The organism is Spelaeicoccus albus (genome assembly GCF_013409065.1).
Taxonomy (GTDB): Bacteria; Actinomycetota; Actinomycetes; order Actinomycetales; family Brevibacteriaceae; genus Spelaeicoccus; species Spelaeicoccus albus.
In genome coordinates, this window is the sequence record NZ_JACBZP010000001.1 from 317,353 (window position 1) to 340,283 (window position 22,931).

General features: G+C 66.9%; 19 protein-coding genes. 11 read left to right on the forward strand and 8 right to left on the reverse strand.

What is annotated here, in order from left to right; translation table 11 throughout:
* The first annotated feature begins 18 nt into the window (after positions 1-18).
* On the forward strand, positions 19-1,128 hold the full coding sequence (locus BJY26_RS01495) for a GTP pyrophosphokinase (protein WP_179425070.1): 1,110 nt from the start codon (positions 19-21) through the stop codon (positions 1,126-1,128).
* Positions 1,129-1,147: 19 nt separating this feature from the next.
* Here BJY26_RS01495 and BJY26_RS01500 read toward each other — a convergent pair whose 3' ends face one another.
* The gene (locus BJY26_RS01500) at positions 1,148-3,238 is read right to left on the reverse strand and encodes an FUSC family protein (protein ID WP_179425071.1); all 2,091 of its coding nucleotides are present in this window, start codon (positions 3,236-3,238) and stop codon (positions 1,148-1,150) included.
* A 202-nt stretch (positions 3,239-3,440) separates the two neighbouring features.
* Between BJY26_RS01500 and BJY26_RS01505 the strand changes: the two genes are divergently transcribed.
* The gene (locus tag BJY26_RS01505) at positions 3,441-4,553 is read left to right on the forward strand and encodes an S-(hydroxymethyl)mycothiol dehydrogenase (RefSeq protein ID WP_179425072.1); all 1,113 of its coding nucleotides are present in this window, start codon (positions 3,441-3,443) and stop codon (positions 4,551-4,553) included.
* Positions 4,550-5,182, forward strand: coding sequence for an MBL fold metallo-hydrolase (locus BJY26_RS01510; RefSeq protein WP_179425073.1), 633 nt, complete (start codon positions 4,550-4,552; stop codon positions 5,180-5,182). The genes BJY26_RS01505 and BJY26_RS01510 overlap by 4 nt, the downstream gene beginning before the upstream one ends.
* A gap of 111 nt (positions 5,183-5,293) precedes the next feature.
* Here the strand turns inward: BJY26_RS01510 and BJY26_RS01515 are convergent, their stop codons facing one another.
* Positions 5,294-6,250 (reverse strand): sugar-binding transcriptional regulator, encoded by a 957-nt coding sequence (locus tag BJY26_RS01515; RefSeq protein WP_237248842.1) that lies wholly within the window; start codon positions 6,248-6,250, stop codon positions 5,294-5,296.
* A 157-nt stretch (positions 6,251-6,407) separates the two neighbouring features.
* Between BJY26_RS01515 and BJY26_RS01520 the strand changes: the two genes are divergently transcribed.
* The 4 genes from BJY26_RS01520 (at position 6,408) to BJY26_RS01535 (ending at position 12,604) form a co-directional block, all read left to right on the forward strand.
* Positions 6,408-8,177, forward strand: a complete 1,770-nt coding sequence (locus BJY26_RS01520) for a glycerol-3-phosphate dehydrogenase/oxidase (protein WP_179425075.1) — start codon at positions 6,408-6,410, stop codon at positions 8,175-8,177.
* Positions 8,178-8,359: 182 nt separating this feature from the next.
* Complete coding sequence (locus tag BJY26_RS01525) at positions 8,360-9,100, forward strand: MIP/aquaporin family protein (RefSeq protein WP_179429708.1); 741 nt, start codon at positions 8,360-8,362, stop codon at positions 9,098-9,100.
* Between the two features lie 91 nt (positions 9,101-9,191).
* Complete coding sequence (glpK, locus tag BJY26_RS01530) at positions 9,192-10,706, forward strand: glycerol kinase GlpK (protein ID WP_179425077.1); 1,515 nt, start codon at positions 9,192-9,194, stop codon at positions 10,704-10,706.
* Between the two features lie 128 nt (positions 10,707-10,834).
* Complete coding sequence (locus BJY26_RS01535) at positions 10,835-12,604, forward strand: glycerol-3-phosphate dehydrogenase/oxidase (protein ID WP_179425079.1); 1,770 nt, start codon at positions 10,835-10,837, stop codon at positions 12,602-12,604.
* Positions 12,605-12,890: 286 nt separating this feature from the next.
* On the opposite strand, the gene BJY26_RS01540 is transcribed toward BJY26_RS01535, so the two are convergent.
* The 6 genes from BJY26_RS01540 to BJY26_RS01565 are packed head-to-tail and all read right to left on the reverse strand — an operon-like array spanning position 12,891 to position 19,076.
* Positions 12,891-13,361 carry a ribose-5-phosphate isomerase gene (locus BJY26_RS01540; protein ID WP_179425081.1) on the reverse strand — a complete coding sequence of 157 codons (471 nt, stop codon included), beginning with the start codon at positions 13,359-13,361 and terminating at the stop codon, positions 12,891-12,893.
* A gap of 23 nt (positions 13,362-13,384) precedes the next feature.
* A complete protein-coding gene (locus BJY26_RS01545; protein ID WP_179425083.1) occupies positions 13,385-15,124 on the reverse strand; it encodes a dihydroxyacetone kinase family protein in 1,740 nt (579 codons plus the stop codon).
* The gene (locus BJY26_RS01550; RefSeq protein ID WP_179425085.1) at positions 15,121-15,804 is read right to left on the reverse strand and encodes a class II aldolase/adducin family protein; all 684 of its coding nucleotides are present in this window, start codon (positions 15,802-15,804) and stop codon (positions 15,121-15,123) included. Before BJY26_RS01550 ends, BJY26_RS01545 begins: the two co-directional genes overlap by 4 nt.
* Positions 15,801-17,258 (reverse strand): FGGY-family carbohydrate kinase, encoded by a 1,458-nt coding sequence (locus BJY26_RS01555; RefSeq protein ID WP_179425087.1) that lies wholly within the window; start codon positions 17,256-17,258, stop codon positions 15,801-15,803. Before BJY26_RS01555 ends, BJY26_RS01550 begins: the two co-directional genes overlap by 4 nt.
* Positions 17,259-17,295: 37 nt before the next feature.
* Complete coding sequence (locus tag BJY26_RS01560; RefSeq protein WP_179425089.1) at positions 17,296-18,345, reverse strand: 2-hydroxyacid dehydrogenase; 1,050 nt, start codon at positions 18,343-18,345, stop codon at positions 17,296-17,298.
* Positions 18,346-18,365: 20 nt separating this feature from the next.
* On the reverse strand, positions 18,366-19,076 hold the full coding sequence (locus tag BJY26_RS01565) for an HAD family hydrolase (protein ID WP_179425091.1): 711 nt from the start codon (positions 19,074-19,076) through the stop codon (positions 18,366-18,368).
* Positions 19,077-19,213: 137 nt separating this feature from the next.
* Between BJY26_RS01565 and BJY26_RS01570 the strand changes: the two genes are divergently transcribed.
* The 4 genes from BJY26_RS01570 to dhaL all read left to right on the forward strand — a co-directional run bounded on the left by BJY26_RS01570 (position 19,214) and on the right by dhaL (position 22,929).
* A complete protein-coding gene (locus tag BJY26_RS01570) occupies positions 19,214-20,014 on the forward strand; it encodes a DeoR/GlpR family DNA-binding transcription regulator (protein ID WP_179425093.1) in 801 nt (266 codons plus the stop codon).
* Positions 20,015-20,193: 179 nt separating this feature from the next.
* Positions 20,194-21,249 (forward strand): MIP/aquaporin family protein, encoded by a 1,056-nt coding sequence (locus tag BJY26_RS01575; protein WP_179425095.1) that lies wholly within the window; start codon positions 20,194-20,196, stop codon positions 21,247-21,249.
* Positions 21,250-21,273: 24 nt separating this feature from the next.
* Positions 21,274-22,272 carry a dihydroxyacetone kinase subunit DhaK gene (dhaK, locus tag BJY26_RS01580; RefSeq protein ID WP_179425097.1) on the forward strand — a complete coding sequence of 333 codons (999 nt, stop codon included), beginning with the start codon at positions 21,274-21,276 and terminating at the stop codon, positions 22,270-22,272.
* 21 nt (positions 22,273-22,293) lie between these two features.
* Positions 22,294-22,929, forward strand: coding sequence for a dihydroxyacetone kinase subunit DhaL (gene dhaL, locus BJY26_RS01585; protein WP_237248841.1), 636 nt, complete (start codon positions 22,294-22,296; stop codon positions 22,927-22,929).
* Positions 22,930-22,931 lie beyond the last annotated feature (2 nt).

Genomic DNA, 22,931 nt, shown 5'->3' on the forward strand with positions numbered 1-22,931 from the left:
TAGGGAAAGGACCGAGCCATGAGCACACCGTGGGACGATCTCGACGACCGGTCGCGACAGGCCGTTGACGCGAGCGTCGAGACGTTTGCGCGGATCCGCCCGGCGTTGGACGCAGTGCGGCAGGACGCCGAGGCGAGACTGCGCGACGCGTTCGCCGGATCCGATCTGGTGCCGTTGTTCTTCTCCAGCCGCACCAAGTCCGTCGAATCGTTCCGGGCCAAGGCCTCGCGCACGGAGCCGGGCCAATCCGGCGACGGGCCGCCAACACTTGTTTTCCCGAAACCGCTCGCACAAATCGCCGATCTGGTCGGCGTGCGCGTGATCACGACATTGCCGGAGGAGAACAGCAGTGCCGCGAACCTGATCAAACGGCAGCGCTCGCAATTCGATTGCCGTAGCGACCGCGAGAAGGACATCGGCTCGATCGAGTCGGGCACGTACGGGTATTCAAGCCGCCATCTGATCCTGCGCACTATCCACAACGACGTCGTCCGGGAATTCCAGCGTCAGCTCGAACCGGACGCGAAGCCGACCGGCAACTACGCGTTCGAGGTGCAAATCCGCACCATCTTCGCGCACGCCTGGTCGGAGATCGAGCATGATATCCGGTTCAAGGCCGACGATCCGCGCGCGTGGAGCCCGCATTTCGACCGCCAGTTCACTGCGACGGCGGCAATGCTCGAATCGGTCGAGCACGCGTTCTCCGACTTGAACGAGAATTACAACCGGGTGCGCAGCTACTGGGATCCGGACGGCGAGGGCGCCGCCCCGCTGACTGCCGAACGGATCCGCGAGGTGTGGCAAACACTGTTGCCGCACGTCGACCGCAAGTCCCGGGACGACTGGGCATGGGCAATTGAGCTGCTCGACGCGCACGGCATCGACACCACGCTGGGGCTGGTCGAGCTCTTGCAGGCCGACGCGATCTCGGATGTGCGCAAAGCGCTCGAGCACAGGTACTCCCCCGGGCCGGACCGGCTGCTCGACGACTTGCTGTTGTGGCGGTTCGGCACCGACCACATCGATGCGACGGCCGAGCCGGCCGGCGCCGATTCGACGCCGCGGCGCGACAGTTTGCAGCGCCGGCTGGCGCAAATGCGCCGCTACCGCGACCAGCAGCCCGAATAAGGGGCTGCGCCGAACGACTTCAGCGCGGCCGGGCGTGCGTGTTGACGATGGAGTACACGGAGCGCAGCTCGGCCCGGACCCCCTCGAGCGCTGCCTCGTCGGGCAGCGGCATGTCCCTCGGCCGGCGCTCGCTGCGAGTCGATTCGACGATTTCACGCATGGCATCGATGGCCTGCCGGGCGCCGGCCTCGCTCACGCCGTCCTCTCCGTGCTCGGCGCGCAGCGCGACGGCCGTCGTCGCATCGGTGAGCCGTTCCAGCGCAACGATGGCCGGCCACCACGCCGATGCCCGGGTGCTGACGGGCGGCGGTTCGGACATGGCTTGTTGAAATGCCGTCCGCAGGTCGGACAGGCTCCGGTACGTGTGCCGGCGCACCCAGCTGCGGTCTCCGCCCTCGCGGGCCAGGGCCACTCGCATATAAGTCAGCACTATCCGTGCCGTGACGGCGATGCGCTCACCGATCCGGGTCCGCGATCGCCACGTGCTCGGCCACGGCAGATACCCGACGAGCAGCACGATGGCGCAGCCGATCGCCGTATCGATGAGGCGATATTCGACGAGCGTTTGCGCGTTGTGATGAATGAGGTCCAGCAGCAAAACGATGAGCGGGGTGACGAACGTGGCAAGCATGCCGTAATTGCGGCGGATCGAGATCGGCAGCATGAAGGCGAAGAAGGCCACGGGGATGAGCATCCACGCGCCGGACGGGACTACCGCGACAACTGCAGCACCGATGGCCACACCGATCACAGTGCCCAGAGTTCGTTGCACGGCTCTGGCGAATACGGACCCGAAATCCGGCTTCATCACGACGGCGACGGACAGCACTACCCAAAATGAGCGTTCGAGTCCGAGCATCTGGCCGACCGCATCGGCGACCCCCAGGGAAAGGATCAGCCGAACCGTCTGCCACCACGTCTCGCGGCCGCCGACTATTGTCTCGCGGAATCCGACGAGCCGGTCGTGCGCGCTTGCCCGGGGCGGCCGCGACTTGTCGGGCGCCGGCGTCCGGCCGGACACTATCGACTTGGCCGAGCGGATCCCCGCTTCCAACGCTTCCAAGGCCGGCGCGCTCGTGTCGATACGCGGCATTTCAATAGTGTCCGGTCTGCGCGTGGCGGCCGTGTCGTCAGCCGCGTCGCCCGCAGCCGCGTCGTCCGCACCCGAACCGTTCGCGGCCGGCCCTCCGGACGCCGTCCGGCGCACGGACGTGCCGGACTTTCCCGGGACGGCGCGCTTGGGCAGGGCCCGTGCGCCATTGCTGCGTCCGCCGCCGGCGATAGCCAGGCCGATCTCGTCCACGGCGGCCGGGATATCGGCCGGGATGACCCGTCCGTCCCGAATGATCGTCAATGCGGCTTCAACGATCGGCGTGGCGCCGTTGAGCAGTGCCGTGAGGCGGCTGGACCGGTTCTCGGTGCCGCCGGACTGCTCGCGGTTCGTCAGCACCGCATCGTATGCGGCGTTCATGGCGGTCGTGATCGCTTGCCGCGCCGTATCGGTTCGGCGGACGCGTTCGGCGGCCTGGGCCGTGTCGATCCGGGACGCGTCGAGCAGCGCGGCGAGCCGCCGGTACACGTCGGCCACGAGCGCCTGCTGCGGCGCGCTGGTTCTGCCGATCCCCGTCGACAAGGACAACGTCATCGTCCACAGTCCGCCGATCGCGTACAGGACCGACGGCACCCAGACGGGCAACGGGCCGAAGCTGATTCCCGACGAGACGATGGTGAAAAGGAGAAACTGCAAGGCGCCGGTGGACGCGATCGCCGACAGGCGGCTCATCAGGCTGGAAATCAGACCCGCCGCCATCACTACCGCGACGGTGAGGAGGCCGTGGCCGTACGCGGTCCCGCCGATGAGGAAGCCGGTGGCGCCGCTGACGATGACTGTGGCAAAGCGAGCCAGCCGAGTGCGGTACGGACCGCCCTTGTCCGAAAACGACGAGGACATCGCACCGAGCGAACACAGCACGGTGGGCACGACGTTGCCGACGGCCATGCCGACCGTGACGGGGGTGGCCACCGCCACGGCCGTGCGAACGCCCCTGCCCCACGGAGCGGCGTCCTGCTTCGGCACGACCAGCTGCCTTACCCAAAGAGGTATTCGCATGCTCCCAGCTTAGGTTTCCGTAGGACGCGGCCGGCGCGACGGTGACCGCTCATCGTCAGGGTTCGTCGTCAGGGTTCGTCGTCTGGGCCCGCCGTCCGGGCCGAAACGATACCGCCCGGGCGCAGCGCGAACCGCGAATTTGCCGATAGGCTGATCTCATCGGCGGCCCGCTCCACCGGGCGCTCGAAGCTTGGAGGATTACGTGTCAACAACCGTGAAGGGCGTCATTGCGCGCGCCAAAGGGCAACCCGTCGAATTGACGGACATCGTCGTTCCCGACCCGGGCCCGGGCGAGGTGATCGTCGATATCGAGTCGTGCGGCGTCTGCCATACCGATCTGCACTACCGCGAGGGCGGCATCACCGACGACTTCCCGTTCCTATTGGGCCACGAGGCCGCCGGCCGGGTCAGCGTACTGGGCGAGGGCGTGACGAACGTCGAGGTCGGCGATTTCGTGGTCCTGAACTGGCGCGCCGTGTGCGGGCAGTGCCGGGCCTGCAAACGCGGACGGCCCTGGTACTGCTTCGACACCTTCAACGCCGAGCAGAAGATGACGCTCACCGACGGCACCGAGCTCGAGCCGGCGCTGGGGATCGGCGCGTTTTGTGAAAAAACGCTCGTGCACTCCGGCCAGTGCACCAAGGTGAACCCGGACGCCGATCCGGCGGCTGTCGGCCTACTGGGCTGCGGCATCATGGCCGGTCTCGGCGCGGCAATGAACACCGGCGCGGTCGGTCGCGGCGATTCGGTCGCGGTCATCGGCTGCGGCGGCGTCGGCGATGCCGCAATCGTCGGCGCACACTTGGCCGGCGCCACCACCATCGTGGCGATCGACAGGGAGGACCGGAAGCTCGAGATGGCCGAGCAACTCGGCGCCACGCACGCAATCAACTCGTCGACGCTCAGCGAAGACGAAGTCGTCGCCGCCGTCGGGCGGCTCACCGGCGGGTTCGGCGCGGACGTCGTGATCGACGCGGTCGGTGTGCCAGCCACCTGGCGGCAAGCGTTCTACGCACGAGATCTGGCCGGCACCGTCGTCCTGGTCGGCGTGCCGAACCCGGAAATGGAGTTGACCATTCCGCTGCTGGACGTCTTTGGCCGCGGCGGCTCGTTGAAATCGTCCTGGTACGGCGATTGCCTTCCCGAACGGGACTTCCCCATGCTCACCGAGCTGTACCTGCAAGGACGCCTGCCATTGGACAAATTCGTCAGCGAGCGCATCGACATCACCGGCATTGACGCCGCATTCGATCGGATGGGATCCGGGGACGTGCTGCGCTCGGTCGTTGAAATGAAGAGCGGAGGCACGGCATGACGGCGCGGATCGACCACCTGGTCACCAGCGGCACGTTCACATTGGACGGCGGCAGTTGGGACGTCGACAACAACGTGTGGATTCTTGGCAATGACGACGAATGCGTAGTCATCGATGCGGCCCACGACGGCGATGCCATCTTGTCCGCGGTCGGCGATCGGACGCTGAAGGCGGTGTTTTTGTCGCACGGCCACGACGATCACATCGATGCGGTCGGCGATCTGGTCGAGGGGCAGCCGGAACTGCGGATCTATCTGCACCCGGACGACAGGATGCTGTGGGACCGGATCTACCCGGACGACGCCCCCGACCTCGAGTTGGCCGACGGGCAGGTGCTGCAGGCGGCGGGCACCGACGTACACGTGCTGCACACTCCCGGCCATTCGCCGGGCGCCTGCTGCTTTTACGTACCCGAACTCGGCACGCTGTTTTCCGGCGACACATTGTTCTCCGGCGGCCCGGGAGCCACTGACAAGTCGTTCAGCGATTTCGACACGATCATCGAGTCGATCCGCGGCAAACTGGCGGGTCTTCCGCCCGGCACCGTGGTACGCACCGGCCACGGCGACGCCACGACTATCGGCGACGAGGTCGGACACCTCGACGAATGGGTCGCCCGCGGCTACTGACGACGGAAAATCCGACCGAACTTTCCGGGGTGCGCCGCTCGCGGGGTGGTTTGTCGCCTGTGGAGCTGTAACTACAACCCCACGGGCGACAAACCACCCCTCCGACGGCCATCATTGCCGGGCCATCAGGTCGGCGGCGGTCGGCTCGTCGATGACGAGGTCCGTGATGAGATGCGAGCGCAGGGCCGCGCGCAGGGCCGGCACCTTGTTGCGCCCCGTGACGACGCAGAGTCGGCGGTGCACGCGGCGCAGGTCTTCCGGGGGCATGCCGGACGCCCGATCGTTCAGTGAGATTCCGGAATGGCTGCCGTCGGACCGGATGAACACCGTGGACAGGTCTCCCACAACCCGTTCACGGCGCAGCGCGGCAAAGTCGCTCCGGTCGAGATAGCCGGCCGAGTAAACGTGACTGGGGACGCCGCCGGCAACCGCTCCCAGGCTGAACAGACACACATCGGCCTGCCGCTGCAGGCCGAGAATGCGCTGAATGGAGCGTTCCTTCCACATGGCCGACCGGGTCGCGGCATAGTCGAAGAACGCCGGAACCGGGAATTGCTGCACGGTTGCGTCAAACGCCCTGCCGAACCGCTCGATGATATCGGCGGCATACTGCAGCCCCGTCGTCGCCGGATTGGCCGCGCCGTTGAGTTGCACGATCCGGGCACCGGAGGTGGCCTTGTGCTCCAAATGGCGGCCGACCGCTGCGATGGTCGTTCCCCAGGCCACGCCCAACAGCATGTTCGCGCCGTACACCGTGTCCAGCACGCGCGCGCCTTCGGAGGCGACGAGTTCGAGCCGTTCCAGTTCGGTGGACGCCGCCGGCACCGGAACCACGCTCCCGGTCACCCCGTATTCGCGGTGCAGCGATTTTGCCAGCCTGTCGGCGTCCCCTGTCGGCAAGTTGAGCGTGATCTCCACCAGATTCTTTTGCCGTGCGTATTTCAGCAGCCTCGACACCGTCGACCGTGAGCCGCCGAACTCCCGGGCGATGGCGTCCATTTTCTCGCCCCGCACGTAGTAGAGATTCGCGGCCCGCAAGGCGAGCCGATTCTTTTCCGCGTCCTGCACGTTAGTGCCGTCCGTTCTCCGATCGATGCGGCCACACACGTTGTGTCCGCGCGCAGTGCCACTTAAAAATGCACGTTCGTGCAGTCTATTTGAATTCCACTGCACAATCGACTGGTCTATTGAGTGATCCACGACGCACGACAGGAGCAACGAAGCCATGCAGACCACAGCGCTGTCCCCAATGCAGCGGCAGAAGTCCATTGACGCGCTGAAGGACCGGACGCTCGACGTCCTGGTCATCGGGGGCGGTGTCACGGGGGCCGGCGCGGCGCTGGACGCCGTGACCCGCGGACTCGACGTCGGACTGATCGAAGCACGCGATTGGGCGTCGGGCACGTCGTCCCGCTCAAGCAAATTGATCCACGGCGGTTTGCGGTACCTGCAAATGCTCGACTTCAAGCTGGTGCGCGAAGCACTCACGGAGCGCGGCCGCCTGCTCACCACCATCGCGCCGTACCTTGTCGAAGCGTTGCCGTTCATCTACCCGCTGACGCATAAGGTGTGGGAGCGCGCATACGTCGGCGCCGGACTCATGCTCTACGACGCGTTGAGCTTTGCGCCCGGTATCAAACGCGGCGTCCCGCTGCACCGGCATTTGAGCGCGCGCGGCGTCAAGCGGCTCTTCCCCGACCTCGCCGATTCGGCTGCGGTCGGCGGCATCCGCTACTACGACGCGCGGGTGGACGACGCCCGGCTCGTTGCCACGCTGGTCCGCACGGCCGTCGGCCACGGAGCTCTTGCGGCAAGTCGCACGCAAGCGATCGGGTACCTCTCCGAACACGGCACGGTGGTGGGAGTTCGCGCCCGCGACCTCGAATCCGGCGCCGAGTTCGACATCCGCGCTCGGCACGTCATCGGCGCTACCGGGGTATGGACCGACGAGACCGAATCGCTCGATGGCCTGCCGTCGCACGCCGATGCGGCCGCGGCGACGTCCCCGAGCGGCCGCGGCCTGAAGGTACGGGCTTCCAAGGGCATGCACATAGTGGTGCCCGGCGACCGGATCACCGGCACGGCCGGCATCATTTCGCAGACGGAAAAGAGCGTCCTGTTCATCATCCCGTGGGACGGCTACTGGGTGATCGGCACGACCGACACCGATTGGACCCAGTCCAAAGCGCATCCGGTCGCCAACGCCACCGATGTCGACTACCTGCTCGAACACGCCAATTCGGTGCTGGCCACGACTCTCACCACCGCCGACGTGATGGGCACGTACGCCGGCCTGCGACCGCTTCTGCAGCCCGTGGCCGACGAGGCCAAGAGTACGGCCAAGGTCTCCCGCGAGCACACGGCCGCCACCCCCGCCCCGGGCCTGACCGTCATTGCCGGCGGAAAGTTCACCACCTACCGCGTGATGGCCGAGGACGTCGTCGATCAGGCTCTCGGATCCCAGGCGCGGGCAAATCCGTCCATCACGGCCGGCTTGCCGCTGGCCGGGACCGAAGGATTCGCCGTCCGGCGTCGGCAGCGCGCCGCTCTGGCCCGCCGCTACGGCTGGCGGCTCGAGCAGGTCGATCACCTGCTCGGCAGGTACGGAAGCTTGATCGACGAAGTGCTCGAGTTGATCGATGCCGACCCGTCGCTCGGCGAGCCGCTGCCGGGTGCCGACCGGTACCTGAAGGCCGAGATCGTGTACGCCGCGGCAAACGAAGGCGCACTGCACCTCGAGGACGTGCTCACGCGGCGCACCCGGATGTCGTATGACCAGCGCGAGCGCGGCATCGCCGTCGCTCCGGCCGTTGCCGATCTGATGGCCCCGATCCTGGGGTGGGACGCCGCCGCCAAAGCCGCCGAAGTGCAAAGCTACCGCGATCGCACCGAAGCCGAACTTGCCGCGCAGCTCGAGCCGGATGACGCGCATGCCGCGGCCATCCGCGAATCAGCCTCCGAGATCCGGCCGACCGCTGCCGGCGCCGTCCGCTAACCCCGACACGGCCCGCAAGTCACGGCCTGCAAGTCACGGCCGTTTCCCAGCCCGGTGTGCCGGCCCATCCCTACGGGCTTCCGGCACGCCGTCCGCAAGAGAAATATCCATCAACGAAGAGAGATAGACACGTGCATCCGTTTTCATTACTGCAGGTGGCGAACGACGCGTCGCCGACCCTCATGCAGGTTTTCACGTCCGAAGTGATCGGCACCGGAATGCTGACGCTTCTCGGCGTCGGCGTCGTCGCCAACGTTCTGTTGAAAGGCACCAAGGGCAACGGCCCGGACTGGCTGATGATCAGCTTCGGGTGGGGGCTGGCCGTCTTCGTTGGTGTCTTGGCGGCCTCGAAGTCCGGTGCACATTTGAACCCGGCGGTGACTATCGGTTTGCTCACGTCCGGCGCCAAAGAATACGCGCCGGGCGTGGACGTGACCACGGCTTCGACTTTGACCTATTTTGCCGGCGAAATGGTCGGCGCGTTCCTCGGCGCCGTCGCAGTATGGCTGGCGTACAAGCAGCACTACGACACCGACACCGAAGCGGCGGTGAAGCTCGGAACGTTCTCCACCGGCCCGGAGATCCGGTCCTACGGATGGAACCTCGTCACCGAAGTCATCGGCACGTTCGTGCTGGTCTTCGGGATCCTTTCCGTGAACTTCATCAGCAACAACGACGGCGCCTGGCCATCGGCGCTCGGGCCGCTTCCGGTCGCGCTCATCGTCGTCGTGATCGGTACCAGTCTCGGCGGGCCGACCGGGTACGCCATCAACCCGGCCCGCGATCTGGGCCCACGCATTGCGCACGCCGTCCTGCCGATCAAGGGCAAGGGGACGTCCGACTGGTCCTACGCTTGGGTGCCGGTCGTCGGGCCGCTGCTCGGTGGAGTGATTGCCGGCACGACCGCGATGGCATTGTACTGACCCTCCCATTCCCGCCCGTCCCTCCAGAGCTCTGTACTAATCGCATCTTCTGCGGCAGAGTTAAAACACGCATAGTGAAAGGTCAAACGCAATGACGCAATATGTGGTAGCAATCGATCAGGGCACGACAAGCACGCGTGCCATCGTCTTCGATCATGCAGGCACCATCGTCTCCAGCGGCCAGATCGAGCACGAGCAGATCTTCCCGCACGCCGGCTGGGTTGAACACGACCCCATGGAGATCTGGCACAACACTCGCCAAGTCATCGGCGAAGCCCTGTCCAAAGCGGACATCACCCGCCACAGCGTGGATGCCATCGGCATCACGAACCAGCGCGAAACGACGGTGGTCTGGGACAAGAACACCGGACAACCCGTGTACAACGCGATCGTGTGGCAGGATACCCGCACGCAGCCGATCGTCGATCGGCTGGCCAAGGTCGGCGGCCCGGAACGGTTCAAGCCCACTGTCGGCCTGCCGCTCGCCACGTATTTCGCGGGCACCAAGATCGTCTGGATCTTGGAAAACGTGGACGGGGCCCGGGAAAAAGCGGACGCCGGCGACCTGCTGTTCGGCACGACCGACTCGTGGGTCCTGTGGAACCTCACGGGCGGTGTCAACGGCGGCGTGCACGCCACCGACGTGACGAACGCGTCGCGCACCATGTTCATGGATCTGAAGACCCTGCAATGGGACGACGAGATCCTGAAGACGTTCGGCGTGCCCAAATCGATGCTTCCGGAGATCAAGAGCTCGTCCGAAGTGTACGGCAACGCCGAGTCGTCGTCGCTGCTGCGCGAGGTGCCGATCGCCGGCATCCTCGGCGATCAACAGGCCGCCACGTTCGGACAGGCGGCGTTCGATCCGGGTGAGGCAAAGAACACGTACGGTACCGGTAACTTCGTCATCTTCAACACGGGCGAAGAGATCGTGCACTCCGAGAACGGCCTGCTCACCACGCTCGGGTACAAGCTCGGCGACGACAAGCCGCATTACGCATTGGAGGGTTCGATCGCCGTCACCGGCTCGCTCGTTCAGTGGCTGCGCGACAACCTCGGCCTCATCAAGTCGGCTCCGGAAGTCGAGGAGCTCGCCAAAACCGTCGACGACAACGGCGGCGCCTACTTTGTGCCGGCGTTCTCCGGCCTGTTCGCCCCGTACTGGCGCTCGGATGCGCGCGGCGCGCTGGTCGGAATGACCCGGTTCGTCAACAAGGGCCACATGGCCCGGGCCGCGCTCGAAGCCACCGCGTTCCAGACGCGTGAGGTGCTGGACGCCGTGAACGCCGACTCGGGTGTGCCGCTGTCCGAACTCAAGGTCGACGGCGGCATGACCGGCAACGACCTGCTCATGCAGTTCCAGGCCGATGTGCTCGACGTCCCGGTCGTCCGGCCGGTCGTGTCCGAGACCACTGCTCTCGGCGCGGCGTACGCGGCAGGCTTGGCCGTCGGCTACTGGTCGGATCTGGACGAGCTCCGATCCAACTGGCAAGAAGACAGCCGCTGGACGCCGAACATCGACCCCGATGAACGCGATCGTCAGATCCGCAACTGGAAGAAGGCAGTGACGAAGACCTTTGGCTGGGTCGACGAGGACGTCCAGTAAACGGCGCCTGCAGTCCACTCGAGGTCAACCTACGCGAGGGCGGCGTTCCAGGCACCCGCCGGACGCCGCCCTCGCCGGTCGGCAACGCCGAAATCGGCAGGCACCATCTACGTTCGTGAGGAGTATCCATGAAGGCAGCAGCTCTCTCCCAGTCGTCGCGGTTGGAAGCCGTCGAGGCGCTCGGCAGTCGAGAATTCGACGTATTGGTGATCGGCGGCGGTGTGACAGGGGCCGGCACGGCGCTCGACGCTGCCAGCCGGGGCCTTTCGGTGGCGCTCGTCGAGGCCCGGGATTACGCGTCCGGCACGTCGTCGCGCGCCAGCAAGCTCATCCACGGCGGGCTGCGCTATTTGCAGATGCTCGACTTCAAGCTGGTGCGCGAGGCGCTGACCGAACGCGGCCGCCTGCTCACGGCCATCGCACCGCACTTGGTGCAGCCGGTTCCGTTCATTTACCCGTTCACGCACAAAGTCTGGGAACGGGGGTACATCGGCGCCGGGCTGATGCTCTACGACGGGCTCAGCTTTGCGCCCGGCGTCCACCGCGGCGTCCCGCTGCACCGGCACTTGAGCCGGCGGAGCATGCAAAAGCTCTTTCCCGAAATGCGCGAGGACGCCGCCGTCGGCGGACTGCGCTACTACGACGCCAAGGTCGACGATGCGCGGTTCGTCGCCACGCTGATCCGCACTGCCACGTCGCACGGCGCCGTCACGGCCAGCCGGATGCAGGCCACCGAGTATTTGACCGACCACGGCCATATCACCGGTGTCGTGGCCGACGACCTCGAATCCGGCCAAACCGTGCAGATCCGCGCCCGGCACGTCATCTCGGCCACCGGCGTGTGGACCGAAGCCACCGAGAACCTGCCCGGCTTCCCGGCCAGTCCGGACGCGGGCGCCTCGACGTCGCCCACCAGCCGCGGATTGAAGGTACGCGCGTCCAAGGGGATCCACATCGTGGTGCCGGGTGACCGGATCGTCGGCAATGCCGGCATGATCTTGAACACCGAGAAGAGCGTCTTGTTCATCATCCCGTGGGACGGCTACTGGGTGATCGGCACGACCGACACCGATTGGCAGCTGCCCAAGGCTCATCCGGTCGCGAACGCCACCGACATCGACTACCTGCTCGACCACGTCAACGCCGTGCTGAAGAACCCGCTCACGCGCGACGACGTGATCGGCACGTACTCGGGCCTGCGACCGCTGTTGCAGCCCGTCAGCACCGACGCGCAAAGCACGGCAAAGGTGTCCCGCGAGCACACGGCCGCGACGCCCGCCCCCGGCCTGACCGCGATCGCCGGCGGCAAATTCACCACCTACCGCGTGATGGCCGAGGACGTCGTCGACCAAGCTCTCGGCCCGGAAGCGAAGGGCAATCCGTCGATCACCGCGAATCTTCCGATGCTCGGCGCCGAAGGGTTCAAGGTGCGGATGCGCCAACGCGGCCGGATTGCCGCGAAGTACGGCTGGGAGATCGGCCGCGTCAACCACCTGCTGCGCCGTTACGGCGGTCTCATCGACGAGATCCTCGAGTTGATCGACGCCGACCCGTCCCTTGGCGAGCCGCTCCCGGGCGCCGAGCAGTATCTGAAGGCCGAGGTCACCTATGCAGTCACGCACGAGGGGGCGCTGCATCTCGAGGACGTGCTGACCCGCCGCACCCGGCTGTCCTATGAGCAGCCCGAACGCGGACTTGCTGCTTCCGACACCATTGCCGATTTGATGGGCCGGGAGCTCGGCTGGTCGGATCAAGAACGCAACGACGAGATCGCCGCTTATCGGGCTCGCGTGGACGCCGAGCGGGCCGCCGAGCTCGAACCGGACGACGAGTCGGCGGCGGCAGTGCGTGCCCGCGCCGAGGAGATCATGCCGCCGGAGGGTTCATCCCTCGCCTGACATTGTGAGTTGCCACCCGGCTTCGCCATATCGGTCGCGGCGCCGGACGTCGCGCTGCCATTGGACATTGTCCGTCCGGTGGTGCTGACCGTCGTACTCGATGCCGATCTTCAACCGGCGGTATGCCAGGTCGGGTTGAAAGAGCTTTTTGATGACTGACCACGGATCCGGGCCGCGACCCGACCGCTGCAACACAGCGCAAAAACAAATCGTGCGCGGCCCCACTGTGGACGGCCGCAGCGCGGACACCGCCTGTGGACGCAAGTCCACCCCGCGCCGCGCGGCGTCAGCAGCCTTGGTCGGCCGCCTCGTACTCCCCGATGGCCGCGACCTTTTCGGCCGACGAACTAGCCGGATCGAACGTGTACCCGAGCCATTCGGAGGCGAGTTTACGGGCCAGTTCGAGGCCGACGACGCGCTGGCCCATACACAGCACTTGAGCGTTGTTGGACTTGATGGCACGTTCTACCGAGTATCCGTCGTGCGCCGTCACGGCGCGGATGCCGGGAACCTTGTTGGCGCTGATGGCCACCCCCAGGCCGGTGCCGCACACGAGCAGTGCCCGGTCGACCTCGCCGTCGGCCACCTTGCGGGCCGCAGCCACGGCCACATGCGGATAGGCGGTGTGGGACTCGGAGTCCACGCCGACGTCCACGACTTCACCGACCCGCGGGTCCGCCTCGAGATCGTGCTTGAGCGCTTCTTTGTAGTCGTAGCCGGCGTCGTCCGACCCGACAACTATTCGTAGATCACTCATTGGAAGTCCTTTCTCATCGATGATCAGTCGTCCGGCCACGCGGCGTCCGCCGCCGCCGTCACGACCATACCCAGCGAGGTGGCACCCGCGTCGGGAGTTCCGACACTCTTATCGGCAAGCGGCCGCGCGCGCCCGAGCTTCGGCGTCAGGTCGGCTGTCTGCCGGGCCGCCGTTGTCGCGGCTTCCGCGGCCCGCCGCCAGGCAACTCCGGACGCCGAGTCGGACGACGATCCGGCCGCCTCCTTTAACGAGTCTACGAACGGCACGAGGGCGTCGACAAGAGTCTTGTCGCCGACCTGGGCCTTGCCGAGATTCCGGACAGCGTCCAACGCGGCCTCCGCGGCGGCGGCCAAATCGGCCGTTTCGCACCGGTGATCGCCGGGCAGCCGGGCGCCGAACGCGGCAAGCGCGGCGCCCCACAGCACCCCGGACGTGCCCCCGGCTTCGGTTGCCCACGCATCGCCGGCGATGCGCAACGCATCGGCCGGTCCGGCGTCCTTTTCTGCGGCGGCCCGGGCAGTGCGGAGGCAAGCGTCGATGCCCTTGACCATGCCGCGGCCGTGATCGCCGTCGCCGGCGACGGCATCGATCCTGCCGAGTTCGTCCTCGTGGTCGTGCAGGACATCGCCGACGGCCTCCAGAGCGGCAAGGATCCGCCCGGTGGTCCGGCGTCCCTGCTCACCGGCCGGTTCGATGCCGGCCATCGGGTCGAGCTCGGCCGGATCGATCGCGGCGGCGCGCTCGCCCTCGGACACCTCCCAACCGGCAGCCGGGGCCTTTGTATAGGCCGGCGAGAGCGCGGGTGCGGACCACCAGCGTTCAAGATCGTCGTCCAGGAAGACGAGGGTGAGCGAACAGCCGGCCATGTCCAGGCTGGTCACGAGTTCCCCGACCTCCGGCGCGGCCACATCGAGCCCTTCATCGCGCAGCAACGCGGCAACAGCCTTCCACACGATGAACAGTTCTTCGTACTTGGTGCGGCCCAGACCGTTGAGAATGGCGGTGACGCGCGTTCCGGCGCCGGCCGGCCGTTCGGCAAGCACGCCGTCGACCAGCAGCCGCGCAAGTTCATCGGCGGTCATGGATTCGTGCTCGGAAATGCCCGGTTCGCCGTGGATGCCGAGGCCGAGCGCGACCTTGCCGTCCGGCACCGTGAACAACGGCTCGTCGGCGCCGGGCATGGTGCATCCGTCGAAGGCGACGCCGAGGCTGCGGGTTGCTGCGTTTGCGCGGGTGGCCGCGTCCGCCACGCCGTCCAGGTCGAGTCCTTCTTCCGCGGCCGCGGAGGCGATCTTGAAGACCGCGAAGTCGCCGGCGATCCCGCGGCGTTTGCCTTCCTCGTCGGCCGATGCGCTGGCGACGTCGTCCGTGACCAGCACCGTCCGGGCCGGGATTCCGGCGTCGTTCAACCGTTGTTCGGCAAGGCCGAAGTTCATCACGTCGCCGGCGTAGTTGCCGTAGGTCAACAGCACGCCGCCGCCGGCGTCGGCGGCGCGGGCCACCGTGACGGCCTGCCGGGTGGACGGTGAGGTGAAGACGTTGCCCACGACTGCGCCGTCGGCGAATCCGGGTCCGACGACGCCGCAAAACGCCGGGTAGTGACCCGACCCGCCGCCGACCACGACGGCGACCTTGCCCTTTCGCGGCCGCGGTGCCCGTACGACGCCGCCCGGCACTGCGCGCACCAGGTCGTCGTGGGCATCGACGAATCCGGCCAGCATGTCATCGGCGAATTTCGCGGGATCGTTGTAGAGCGTGGTCATGATTGCCTCTTCCTCTCGTCATCGTGTGCGGTTCCGGGTTGTCCGTAGGTGGCGAACTTCGCGGCAGCGGCATCCAGCTCGCCGTCCGGCAGCAGCGCCGGCGTGCCGGCGGCCGCGGCGATCAGGTACACGCGGCACGCCCACTCGAGTTGCGTGACGCGTTCGTATGCGCCGGCCAGGTCGCCGCCGACGGCGATGCTTCCGTGATTGGCCATCAACGCGGCCGTCCGCCCGGTCATGGCACGGCGCACGTTCTCGGCAAGCGCGTCGGTGCCGTACGTGGCGTAATCGGCCACTCGGACCGATCCGCCGCACAGCGCCAGCACGTAGTGGACGGCCGGCACTTCGCGGGTCAGGGTCGACACGGCAGTGGCGTAGGTGGCGTGGGTGTGCACTATTGCGCCGACCGGTTCGCGGTCGGCGTCGGCGTACAGGCCGAGGTGGAGCGGTACTTCGCTGGTGGGGGCCATCCGCCCGCCGACCTGCTCGCCGTCCAGTGTCAATATCGGCAGGTCTTCGGGCGTCAACGCGTCGTACGGGACCCCCGTGGGCGTGACCACTATCTGGTCGCCGACTCGCGCCGACACATTGCCGGACGTCGCGACGACGAGCCCGTCGCGCAGCATCCGCCGGGCAGTGGCGAGCACCTGCGTGCGGACGTCGTCCGGCGGCCCCGTCATCGCCCGCTCCACAATGCGCGGGCCGAGTCGAGCTGCTCGCGGTATCCGGTATAGCCGCGATCGTAGAATTCGACGCGCTGCGGATCCGGGGTGAAGACGCGGCGGCGCTGCTTCCATTCCGCTCTGTCGACCGGGTCCCCGAGAGCGTCCCAGGCGGCCATGGCGGCTCCCCGGGCGCCCACGCCGGTTTCGATGGGCAGGTGGATCTCGCGGCCGACGACGTCGGCGAAGATCTGGGCCCATTCGGCCGATTTCATTCCGCCGCCGCACGCGGACAACTCGCCGTCCAGGCCTCCGGCCTCAAGGCAGTGCCGTGCCGCGAAGGCGATGCCTTCGCACAACGCCCGGGCGATATCGGCGGGGTTGGTGTCAAGGGAGAGCCCGCTCAGCTGGCCGCGCGCATTCGGGTCGACGAATGGCGCCCGCTCCCCCGACGGCGACAGGAACGACAGGGCGTTGACGCCATTGGCGCCGGGCGGCGACTGGTCGAGCAGCTCGCCGACGTGCCAGGCGCGCCGTCCGAAGAGGTTCATCAGCCAGTCGATGCTGGCCGTGCCGACCATGGCGGGCATGACGCGCATGTATTCGTCCGGATGCGGCGTGGCCAGCCACATGCCGGCCGGTTCACCGTCCGGGTCGATGACCGGGTCGTCGCTGAGCACCTCACAGCCGAGCGTGGTGCCGACCACGAGAGTACCGTCGCCCGGCTCGGTGACCCCCGATCCGAACGCGCACGCGGGCAGGTCGAACGGGCCGGCCGTCAGCGGAGTGCCGATCGGAAGACCGAGCTGGTCGGCGCCGCTCCGGCTGAGTCGGAAGACGTGTCCGGGCGGGGCCGGGTCGGCGAGCAGACGCCGATAGTCGCCGATGCCGCACGCTTCGAGAGCGTCGAGCGAGTACTCACGGGTGCGGACGTTCAAGAACGGCAGCGAGGCGTCGGACGCGTCGACCGTGATTTCACCGGTCAGGGCTCCGACGACGGCGTCGACGCAATAACCGGCGACCGCCGCCCGGTCCAAGTTCTCGGGTTCGTGATCGGCCATCCATTTCAACAGCGGAGCGGCACATCCCGGGAAGATGCCCGATCCCGTGCTGCGGTACACCCGGTGGGCGACCGAGTCGCGGCCGCCGCGGCTCCAATCGGACACGATCCGGGAGCCGCGCCCGTCCATCCAGGAGATCGGATTGCGCACCGGGCGGCCGTCGGCATCGCGCAGCCACAGTCCGTCACCTTGGCCCGTGATGGCGATGCCTTCGATGTCGTCGGCGGACGCGGCGACTTCGCGGACGACGTATCGCACCGTGGCGAGGACGTCGTCGAAGTCCTGCTCGACCATGCCGCCGGGCATTTGGTTCACGACCGATTCCTTGGTCGCGGTGAGAAGGGAGTCGCCGCTACGGGTGATCAGTGACGCCTTCGTCAACGACGTGCCGATATCGACGCCGATGATCATCGTGTTCTTCTTTCTGTCATGGCCGTCGCAGTCCGGGTCACTGCCTGTCGTACACTGCCGGGTTGGCGACGAAACGCGGCCGTTCGCCGTCCAGATAGGCGGCGATCTCGCCGGCCACGATGTCTGCGGCACGGTGCGCGGTCTGCCGCGTGGCGCCGGCCAGGTGCGGGGTCGTGATCACGTTCGGCGCGTCGAACAGCGGCCACGACGGGCCCGGCGGTTCTTCGTCGTAGACGTCGAGCGCGACGGCGCCGAGTTGGCCCGACCGCAACATGTCGGGCAACGGCGAGTAGTCGAGCAGGCCGCCGCGGGCCATGTTGATCAGTATCGCGCCGGATGGAAGGAGCGACAGGTTGTCGCGGTTCAGCAGATGGTGGGTCTCGTCGGTCAGGCGGGCGTGGATGGACACGACGAACGACCGGCGCAGCAGATCGTCGAGTGCGGCCACGGCTTCGACGCCGTCCGCGGCGAGTTTCTCGGCGTCCGTGTACGGATCGTAGGCCAGCACGTGCGCGCCGAATGCCCGCAGCACACCCGCCACGATCTTGCCGATGGCTCCGTATCCGACAAGCCCGATGGTGGTGCCGTCGACTTCGATGCCGGCATTGTCGTAGGCATAATAGTCGCCGCGCCAGGTGCCGCTTTTCAGCTCGGCGTCGGCCACCGTGATGCGGCGCATGGCATCGAGGATGAGCCCGATGGCGAACTCGGCGGCTCCCGTCGCATTGCGGCCCGGCGCAAAGGTCACGACGACGCCGTGGCGCGTGGCGGCCTCCAAGTCCACGTTGACGGGGCCGCCGCGGCTGACGCTGACCAACTTGAGGTTCGGGCAGGCGGTGAAGACCTCGTCGGTCAACGGCGACATCTGCGTGGCCACGATCTCGGCATCGCCTATCGCTTCAATGGCCTCGGCGACGGTGCCGCTCGCCTCGTTGACGGTGTCGACCGGGCCGAACGGCACGTTCGGCCATTCCAGCTTCGCCCGGTCGATCGTCAATTGGTGCCGGCCGGCCGTCGCCCGCTCGATGGCGTCGACGAACAGGTCCGGATCGATGAAGTGGTCCCCCACCGCGAGTATCTTCCGCATCGGGCTCTCGCCTTTCTTCTTCAGTAGTCGGTCTCGGGCCGGCCCAAGGCTTCCAGCAGGATCCGGCGAATATCGGCATGGTCGGCCGCTACGGACGCCGCGAGCGCCAGAGCGTCGGGCGCCGGCGCGTAGACCGGGTTCGGGATGGCGACGACAGTCATGTCGGCGGCCGCGGCCGCCCGCAGTCCATTGCTGGAATCCTCGACGGCCAGGCAGGCTCGCGGATCCACGCCGAGCCGGCTCGCGGCTTCCCGGTAGACGTCGGGTTGCGGTTTGCCGCGCGGCACTTCGGCACTGGAGACCGTTGCGGTGAACCGTTTCGTCAAGCCGTGATGGGCCAGCACCGCATCGATGACACGGCGGGTCGCCGACGAGGCCATGGCGATCGGCACGAGGTCGCTGACGTCCTCGACAAGCGTGCGGGCCCCGTCCAGCAGCTCGATCCGGCCGTTGTCGAGCGCTTCGAGCATGCCGTCGACGACAATGCGCTCGGTTTCCGCGGGGGACTCGGCGCCGCCGGCGAAGTCCGTCAAGTACTGCGACCATTCCGGGGCGCTCATTCCCTGGCAGTCCGTGGTCTGGCGGCGGGTCCAGTCGGCACTGCGATCCGCGGCAAAGGCGGCCCACATCTCTTCCCACAGATGTTCGCTTTCGACTATGACGCCGTCCATATCGAATACGACGGCGCGAAAGCCGGCCGGACGGATGCTTCCACCTCCGGATGCGGTCATGGGCAAACCTCCCTGGCGCCGGGCTTTGCCCAGCTTGGTCTCAATCTACCGTACGTAATGATATTTATACCATGATTTTTGCGATATTCGGGTCGGTCGGATGTACATGAGCAACCTCCTCGCGGCACACTGTACGCATGACGACGAAGAAGCGCAGCCCCCGCGAGGTACGGCAGCGGCGGATCATCGACCACGTCCTGACCGCCGGATTCGCGTCGACGGCGGAACTGACGGAGCTGACCGGCGCCAGCACCATGACGACGCACCGCGATATCGACGAGCTCGCCCATCGCGGCATTCTGCGCAAATTCCACGGCGGCGTCTCGGCCAGGCCGTCGACGGTGTTCGAGAGCAGTTCGGACTTCCGCCTGCACAGCCAGCCCGAGGCCAAGGAAAGCCTTGCCGACGTGGCGCTCGGCATGGTCGAACCGGGCATGTCCGTTTTGCTCGACGACTCCACGACCGGCCTGGCGCTTGCCCGCCGATTGCACGAGGTCGGCCCCCTGACGGTTGTCACGAATTACCGCCTGGCCATCGAGGTCCTCCGCGAGGACGAGGACATCCGCCTGATCTCCCTCGGCGGCGAATACTCACGCACGCACGACTCCTTCATCGGCCTTCCCAGCCAAGCCTCCCTGTCGGCGCTCTCCGTCGATATCGCGTTCCAATCCACGTCTGCCATGACGGCGCACATGGCCTTCCACCAGGAACAAGAAATCATCATGATGAAGCGGGCCATGCTTGAAACGGCGGCGACAAAGGTCTTGATGATGGACTCGTCCAAAGTCGGTCGCACTGCGCTGCACAGGTTTGTGCCGACAAGTGCTTTCGACACGATCATCGTGACCGACGACGCTCCGGCGAACCTGCTCGACGTGTTGCGCGAGGAAACCACAGTGGCGCTGGCACCGGCGGCGCAATCGGACCCGGAGCCGTGACGACGACGCACCGGATCCACCACGTTCATTGGTACTTATTCCGCACAACTTGATAATTTTCCCGCCGAAACCGTCCAATTCATCCGTGCGGCGCATTTCGTTGCCACACCCTCCGAGCGGGGCTAGCATGAGATTATTCTGCAAGTCAAATCGCAGGTGTCCAGTCTAGGAGCTTGGCAATGAGCGATGTTTCAGCGTTGAGAACGACTCTTCGTCACGGCAGTGGACTCAAGAGATTGAACGGAACGTGGGGCGAGTGTCTTGCCGAATTCCTCGGCACGTTCGTCCTGCTGGCTATCGGCGACGGATCGGTGGCAATGACGGTGGCCGGGTTGCCCGGATCCGGACGTACCCAAGGGGCCACAACCATTTTCCTCGGCCCCAGTGACTGGCTGATCATCGCCTGGGGCTGGGCGTTCGCCGTCGCCTTCGGCGTCTATGTCGCCGGCGGCGTCTCGGGCGCCCACATCAATCCGGCCGTCACCTTGGCGTTTGCAGTGCGCCGGAAGTTCCCGTGGAAAAAGGTCGGCCCGTACATCGTGGCGCAGGTCGTCGGCGCGTTCGTCGGTGCCGCGGTCGTCTACATGACCTACCACCAGGCCATCGATGCCTACAACAAGGCGGCGCACGTGGCCTCCCGCAGCGATCCGGGCGGCTACGTGACCTTCTCCATCTTTGCGACGTTCCCGGCACCGTATTTCAACGGCGGCTGGACCGGCCCGCTCATCGACCAGATAGTGGGCACGGGGTTCCTCGTCATGTTCATCGCGGCAGTCATCGACATGCGCAATACGGCGGTCAAGGCCAATATGGGTCCGCTGATCATCGGCTTCACCGTCGCCGCGGTCGGAATGACATACGGCGCGAACGCCGGATACGCCATCAACCCGGCCCGTGACTTCGGCCCGCGCGTTTTCGCCTGGCTCGAAGGATGGGGCAATGTGGCGATGCCGGGGACCGTGCACGGCGCCGGCGTGGACTACAGCTGGTACTTCTGGATACCCATAGTGGGGCCGATCATCGGCGGCATCATCGGTATCGTCCTGTACGACTTCTTCGTCGGCGACGTTTTGCATTCACGCCAGCTGAACGTCACCCCTGCCGGCCCGGCCACGGCGGAATTCGTCGACGAGGCACGGGAGACGGGCGCCGACCGGACCGATGCGCCGGGTCGCGGTGCCCACGCGGCTGACGAGAAAGCGGATGACGGCCCGTCGGCATCCGATGAGGAATAGCGCAAGCGATCCGGGAGGTACACAGTGAAGAAACTCATCAACGATCCCGACACCGTCGTCGCGGACGCGTTGAAAGGCATCGATGCCGCGCATCCGGAGCTCACCGTCGATTACGAGAACCGGCTCGTGCTCCGGACGCCGGCGGCCACCGACGGCAAGGTCGGGCTCGTCTCGGGAGGCGGCAGCGGACACGAGCCCCTGCACGGCGGCTTCGTCGGCAAAGGCATGCTGGACGCCGCATGCGCCGGCGAGATCTTCACGTCGCCGACACCCGACCAGATGACCGCCGCCACCAAAGCGGTGGACGGCGGCGCCGGCGTCCTGCATATCGTGAAGAACTATACCGGCGACGTGATGAATTTCGAGATGGCCGCCGAACTCGTGGCGGCCGAGACCGGCACTGCCGTCGAGTCGGTGGTGACGAATGACGACGTCGCGGTGCAGGATTCGCTGTTCACGGCCGGACGACGCGGGGTCGGCGTCACGGTGTTCGTCGAAAAGATCGCCGGCGCGGCCGCCGACGAGGGTCGCGACTTGCCGGCCGTGGCCGACATGGCGCGGCGGGTGGCCGACTCGGGCAGGTCCATGGGCGTGGCACTGACCAGCTGCGTCGTGCCGTCGGCCGGCAAACCGACGTTCGACCTGCCGGACGACGAGATCGAGGTCGGCATCGGCATCCACGGCGAACCCGGCCGGCACCGCGAACCGATCCGACCGGCCCGGGACATTGCGGCGAGCCTCGTCGAGCCGATCCTTGCCGACCGCGATTTCACCGGCGCCCCCGCCATCGTCATGATGAACGGCATGGGCGCCACCCCCTTGCTGGAGCTTTACCTCATGTACGGCGAGGTCAAGGCCCTGCTCGACAAGGCCGGAATCGACGTGGCGCGGAACTTGGTCGGCAATTACATCACGTCATTGGACATGGCCGGGTGCTCGCTGACGGTACTCGGCGCAACCGACGAGATGATCCGGCTGTGGGATGCTCCAGTCAATACGCCGGGGTTACGCTGGGGTACCTGAACCTGCGAAAGGGGTACGCAAGTGGCTGCCGACACGCTGTCCGTCCGCGAGTTGACCGATTGGATGACCAGATTCGCCGACAGCGTGGCTGCCCGGCGAGAGTATTTGACCGATCTCGACTCCGCCATCGGCGACGCCGACCACGGCACGAATATGACCCGCGGCATGCAAGCGGTCACCAGCAAGCTTGAGTCCGACCCTTCCGAGACGATCGACGCCTTGTTCCGCGCCGTCGGGATGGCGCTGGTCAGCAGCGTCGGCGGGGCCAGCGGGCCGTTGTACGGTACGTTCTTCCTCCGGTTCGGCGGGGCGGCCGCCGGCGCGGCGACTCTCGACGTCGGCGCTCTCGGCACCTGTCTGCGCGCGGGGTTGGACGGCGTGATCGCTCGCGGCAAGGCCGAGCTCGGCGACAAGACGATGCTTGACGCCATGATCCCGGCCGTCGACGCGTTCGACGGCGCCGCGGATGACTTGCTCGCCGCGGTGACCGCCGCGCGCGATGCGGCAGCCACCGGGCGCGACGCCACCGAGCCGTTGACCGCCCGTAAGGGCAGGGCCAGCTATCTGGGTGATCGCAGTGTCGGCCATGTCGACCCCGGAGCCACGTCCACCGCGTTGCTGTTCGACGCGTTGGCCGCCGCCGTGGCCGGGGAGTAGCA

Excerpts from the sequence above, each read along its gene's own strand:
- BJY26_RS01545 (WP_179425083.1), bottom strand. The coding sequence starts at position 15,124 with ATGACCACGCTCTACAACGATCCCGCGAAATTCGCCGATGACATGCTG.
- BJY26_RS01575 (WP_179425095.1), top strand. The coding sequence starts at position 20,194 with ATGAGCGATGTTTCAGCGTTGAGAACGACTCTTCGTCACGGCAGTGGA.
- BJY26_RS01570 (WP_179425093.1), top strand. The coding sequence starts at position 19,214 with ATGACGACGAAGAAGCGCAGCCCCCGCGAGGTACGGCAGCGGCGGATC.
- BJY26_RS01555 (WP_179425087.1), bottom strand. The coding sequence starts at position 17,258 with ATGATCATCGGCGTCGATATCGGCACGTCGTTGACGAAGGCGTCACTG.
- BJY26_RS01550 (WP_179425085.1), bottom strand. The coding sequence starts at position 15,804 with ATGACGGGGCCGCCGGACGACGTCCGCACGCAGGTGCTCGCCACTGCC.
- BJY26_RS01520 (WP_179425075.1), top strand. The coding sequence starts at position 6,408 with ATGCAGACCACAGCGCTGTCCCCAATGCAGCGGCAGAAGTCCATTGAC.
- BJY26_RS01525 (WP_179429708.1), top strand. The coding sequence starts at position 8,360 with ATGCAGGTTTTCACGTCCGAAGTGATCGGCACCGGAATGCTGACGCTT.
- glpK (WP_179425077.1), top strand. The coding sequence starts at position 9,192 with ATGACGCAATATGTGGTAGCAATCGATCAGGGCACGACAAGCACGCGT.
- BJY26_RS01535 (WP_179425079.1), top strand. The coding sequence starts at position 10,835 with ATGAAGGCAGCAGCTCTCTCCCAGTCGTCGCGGTTGGAAGCCGTCGAG.
- BJY26_RS01495 (WP_179425070.1), top strand. The coding sequence starts at position 19 with ATGAGCACACCGTGGGACGATCTCGACGACCGGTCGCGACAGGCCGTT.
- BJY26_RS01565 (WP_179425091.1), bottom strand. The coding sequence starts at position 19,076 with ATGACCGCATCCGGAGGTGGAAGCATCCGTCCGGCCGGCTTTCGCGCC.
- BJY26_RS01500 (WP_179425071.1), bottom strand. The coding sequence starts at position 3,238 with ATGCGAATACCTCTTTGGGTAAGGCAGCTGGTCGTGCCGAAGCAGGAC.
- BJY26_RS01540 (WP_179425081.1), bottom strand. The coding sequence starts at position 13,361 with ATGAGTGATCTACGAATAGTTGTCGGGTCGGACGACGCCGGCTACGAC.
- BJY26_RS01510 (WP_179425073.1), top strand. The coding sequence starts at position 4,550 with ATGACGGCGCGGATCGACCACCTGGTCACCAGCGGCACGTTCACATTG.
- BJY26_RS01560 (WP_179425089.1), bottom strand. The coding sequence starts at position 18,345 with ATGCGGAAGATACTCGCGGTGGGGGACCACTTCATCGATCCGGACCTG.